The 4,790-nt window shown below is 60.9% G+C and carries 2 protein-coding genes; both read left to right on the top strand.

What is annotated here, in order from left to right; all coding sequences use genetic code 11:
- Positions 1 to 85: 85 nt before the first annotated feature.
- Complete coding sequence (locus tag HEM79_RS21990) at positions 86 to 538, top strand: DcrB-related protein (protein ID WP_000141613.1); 453 nt, start codon at positions 86 to 88, stop codon at positions 536 to 538.
- Positions 539 to 556: 18 nt separating this feature from the next.
- Positions 557 to 4,790, top strand: a 4,234-nt coding sequence (locus HEM79_RS21985; RefSeq protein WP_183082716.1) for a DUF6531 domain-containing protein, incomplete at its 3' end; no start/stop codon positions are given.

The raw sequence follows: 4,790 nt of genomic DNA, 5'->3' as shown, positions 1-4,790 counted from the left end.
CGGCGATAGATATCACCTTTATGTCTAAAAAATAAATCACAACTATCCTTCAATAATTTATTTATTAACAGGGACTCTTTCCATTATGACGGAATATTATGTAAATGAAGCCGTTCTGTCTTTCGACGGCAATATATCTCAGGACAGTACCATTAATATGCTGCGCCTCAGTGATCCCGATGCCGCATTAATTATCAGCCGGGGGCAGATGCAGGAGGGAGACGAATTAGCCTCCCAGGTTGAACAGCAGATGAAAAAACTGGAAAAGCAGGTTAAGGAGCTGCACTACACGCCCGTGCAGGTGACCCGGGTGGGGATTAATGACGGCGAAGAAGGGCTGGAGATACAGAGTCAGTTTCTCCGGGGTAACGAGCAGGTGTACCAGTGTCAGGTGGCATTTGTATTGCCGGGTGAGCGGGTCATGATGGCCTTCACCTACGCCAGAACCACACCGCTGACCCCGGCAGACATGACGCGCTGGGCTGAAATTAAAAAGAATCTGCGCTTCAGGATGCGGCAGGAAGCCAGGACGAATTAATCACACAGGGAACGGGACATGGAAGAGGCATTCTGGGCGGCAAGGCAGGGGGATGCCCTGCTGCATACGTCGTTTATGGCAGATGTGCTGGGGGCTGTGCTGGAAGTGGCGGCAAATGTCGTTATTGATGCCCTGATTGTCGGCGCTGCCACGGTGCTGGCGGCGTCAGCGGGGGTGACGCTGGGGTGCACGGCCGTCGTGCTGATCGGTTTTGTTGCGGGGGTGGCGATGGTGTACACCGGCGTGACAGAAACGGTCAGCGAAGCCTGTTCTGCCCTCGCTGATATGCTGTTCCCGCCTCAGACTGAAGGTTACATCCTCACCGGCTCTGGCGACACATTGATCAACAGCAAACCTGCCGCGCGGGCAGCAGCCACTGCGGCATCGCGGCAGGACATTGAGGCGCAGGAAGCGCAGGCGAAGGCGGAACAGGAAGAAGCGCAGCGTCAGGAGGACGCCAGAACATTCCGGGATGTGGCCGGGGAATATCTGGAAATGGCGGGGGCCATAGCCCTGGCGGTTAACCCGGTGACAGGACCTGTGCTGATGTCCCGGGCGCTGTCCGGCCAGCTCAGTACGGAAGAAGGGCGTGCTGAGCTGGTGGATGGCGTGACACATTTTGTGTCAGAACTGTGGCAGCCCACCGTGGCCAGTGCGGCCCCGGGCTCCACCCCGACCCCTGACGATAAAATCGACTGCCATAAACATCCCTCCTCACTGACTCAGTTACTCGCACAAAAAAAAGCCGCCTTTCTGGATGACCCTGCGGGAACGGTCCTTAACCTGTTCAGTCCGGACGGTATGCTGGAAACCGCCTTTCAGGGCGTGAATGCGGTTATTGGCAGTATCAGCAATCTGTTCAGAGATGATGACGAACCGCCAGCGGCGGAGTATATCGCGGAAGGCGCGCGGGATGTGCGTATCAACAGCCAGCCGGCGGCACGCAGCGGGGCACGCTGTACCTGTGAGGCCCGGGTGGTGAATGAGCCGGGGGACGGGGCGTTTGTGTCACCGGATGTCCGCATTGGGGGGCCGTTACTGGTGGTCAGGGATATCAGAAGCGGCAGGTCGCAGATAACCCTGGTGGCAACCGTGGCGCTGATGTTTCTTCGCCCGGGAAAAATGCTTTCTAAAATCGCCTGTTTTGCTGCCGGTGTCGGGATGAGCATGATAACACAGAAGGCCATCAGCGCCCTTCCACATCCGGTCAACGCCGCCACCGGAGCCAAATATCTGGCGGATGACGACGATTTCGACTTCAGCCTGCCGGGCCATTTTCCGCTGGACTGGCAGCGGGTCTACAGCAGCCGTGACGAGCGCACGGAAGGGATGTTCGGGCAGGGCTGGAGTGTGATGTATGAAGTCAGCCTGGAGCGCACGCCGGGTACCGCTGACGAAAACTGCATGACCTTTGTGTCAGGCATGGGACGGCGCCTGGAGATGGAGGCGGTACTGCCGGGACACGGTTTTTACAGCCCCGGCGAAGGGCTGGCGGTAAGGCGGGGTGAGCAGGGGCACTGGCTTATCAGCAGCGATAATGGACAGTTTTTTTTGTTTGAAACGGACCCGCATCACCCGCAGCGCCAGCGCCTGAAAATGCTGGGCGACCGCAACAGTAACTGTCTGAATCTGTACCACGACGAGCTGGGGCGCATCACGCAAATCAGCGGTGAACAGCAGCGTCCTTGCATCCGTCTGCATTACGACCTGGCGGCACATCCCCGGCGGGTGACGCAGGTCTGCCGCCACTTTCCGGAGGGGGAACAGCAGTTACTGCGGCGCTACAGTTATGACGCCGCCGGGCAGCTGACCGGCGTGTACGACAGCACCGGCCACCTGCTGCGCGAGTTTGCCTACAACGCTAACCACTGTATGACCATGCACCGCCAGCCGGGCGGCGAGGGATATTATTATCAGTGGGGCTGGTATGAAGGGCCTGATGACGCAGCGTGGCGGGTGACGGGGCACCACACGGACAGCGGTGAACAGTACCGGCTGGCGTGGAGCCTGGCGGCGCGCAGGCTGTGCGTGACGGACGGTCTGGGGCGCACGCGTTATCATCAGTGGGATGCGCAGAACCAGGTGACGGCGTACCGGGACGAGGCCGGGCAGGTGATGACGTTCCGCTGGAGCGACGAAGAACGGCTGCTGCTGGGGATGAGCGATGCTCAGGGCGGCAGATGGCGCTATGTGTATGACCGTCAGGGGCATATCACGGAGACGCACGACCCGCTGGGGCGGGTGTCGCAGACGCAGTGGCACCCGGTGTGGCACGAACCGGAGACGGAGGTGGATGCGGGGGGCAACAGCTGGCGCTGTGAGTACGATGAACGCGGCAATCTTCTTGCCGTGACCGACCCGCTGCAACAGAGCACCCGGTATCAGTATGACCGCCACGGTCAGGTGGTGCAGATAACCGACGCACGCGGGGGAAATAAATACCTTCAGTGGAACGAAGACGGGCAGCTCATGCGGCACACGGACTGCTCCGGCTCGCAGACGGCCTGGTTCTATGATGAACGCACGCGGCTGATACGGATGACAGACGCGCAGGGCCACAGCACGCGCTACGGGTATGACGACAGCGGTCACCTGGTGGAGGTGATACAGGCGGACGGTCGCACGGCGCGTTACCAGCCGGATGCGGCGGGCAGGCTGGTGAAATACACCAGCCCGGCAGGACAGATAACGCGCTGGCAGCGCGACGGGCAGGGGCGGGTGCGCATCCGCACGGACGCGGCGGGGCGCAGGACGGGGGTCGGGTACGATGCCTACGGGCGTCTGGTCACGCTGACAAACGAGAACGGAGAAAGCTACCGGTTCCGCCACGATGTGCTGGACCGTCTGGCGGAGCAGATAAATCCGGACGGCTGCCGTCAGGCGTACCGTTACAACGCGCTGAACGCGGTCACGGAGGTGGTGTTCACGGGCGACCAGGGCGGAGAAATCCGCCACCGGCTGATGCGTGATGCGGCGGGCCGGCTCACCGCAAAGGAGACGGCAGAAACCCGCACGGAATACGTTTATGATGCGGCAGACCAGCTGCTGGAAATCCGCTGCCGGCGGCACGACGCAGACGAAACCGGCGCGCCGGAGATAATCCGCTTCAGTTACGACAGAGCGGGCCGGATGCTGAGCGAGGAGACGGCGCAGGGCGTCCTGACCCACCGGTATGACGAACTGGGCAACCGGACTGCCACCACCTTTCCGGACGGCAGAACGCAGCGGCATCTGTACTACGGCAGCGGCCATCTCCAGCAGATAAACCTGGACCGGGAGGTCATCAGTGAGTTCACGCGTGACTCCCTGCACCGGGAGGTGCTCAGAAGCCAGGGGAGGCTGAGCACGCGGCAGTTTTACGACCCTGCCGGGCGGCTGAAGCGTAAGGAGACCTGCAGCGGAATGCGCGGGGTGGTGCCGGAGACGTTCACGGACCGGCAGTACAGCTACAATGGTCAGGATGAACTGCTGAAGACACGGCACAGCCGGCGGGGCGAAACGGATTACTTTTACGACAGCACGGGGCGCATCACGGCGTGCCGCCTGGAGGATGAGGGGTATCTGGCGAGCTGGCAGTACGACGCAGCGGGAAACCTGCTGGACCGGCGTGCGGGGGAAAGGGCCACGGCAGAAAACAGCGTGGTGCCGTTCAGCCGGCTGATGTCTTACCGTGGTGTGCACTACCGTTATGACGAATATGGCCGGATGGTGGAAAAGCAGGGCCAGAGCGGGACGCAGAGTTACCGCTATGATGCGGAGCACCGGATGGTGGAGGCGAGGACAGCGCGGGGGACATACCGGTATGTGTACGATGCGCTGGGGAGGCGGACGGAAAAACAGCATATCAGCCATGACGGTAAAGCGTACAACCGGACAAAATTTTTATGGGACGGGATGCGGCTGGCGCAGGAGAGCAGGCCGGAAGGGAGCAGCAGCCTGTATATTTACAGTGCCCCGGGGAGTTATGAACCGCTGGCGCGGGTGGATAAGGCGGGCAAAGGGGAACCGGCCCGGATACTGTATTTTCACACGGATGTGAACGGAGCGCCGGAAGAGCTGACGGACAGCGACGGGAAAATCGTGTGGGAGACGGGATACCAGGTCTGGGGAAACACAATACAGGAGAAGGATCACGGCGGGGTGGAGCAGAGCCTGCGCTACCAGGGACAGTACCTCGACAGGGAAACGGGGCTGCACTACAATCTGCACAGGTACTATGATCCGGATGTCGGGCGGTTTACGCAGCCGGACC

It is taken from the genome of Escherichia sp. 93.0816, assembly GCF_013368855.2.
GTDB lineage: Bacteria > Pseudomonadota > Gammaproteobacteria > Enterobacterales > Enterobacteriaceae > Escherichia > Escherichia ruysiae.
Note: the sequence above shows the minus strand (reverse complement) of the source record. Positions and strands in the feature narration are given on the sequence as shown.

What these genes read in the sequence shown, in the direction of transcription:
- HEM79_RS21990 (WP_000141613.1), top strand. Translation starts at nt 86, where the DNA reads ATGACGGAATATTATGTAAATGAAGCCGTTCTGTCTTTCGACGGCAAT.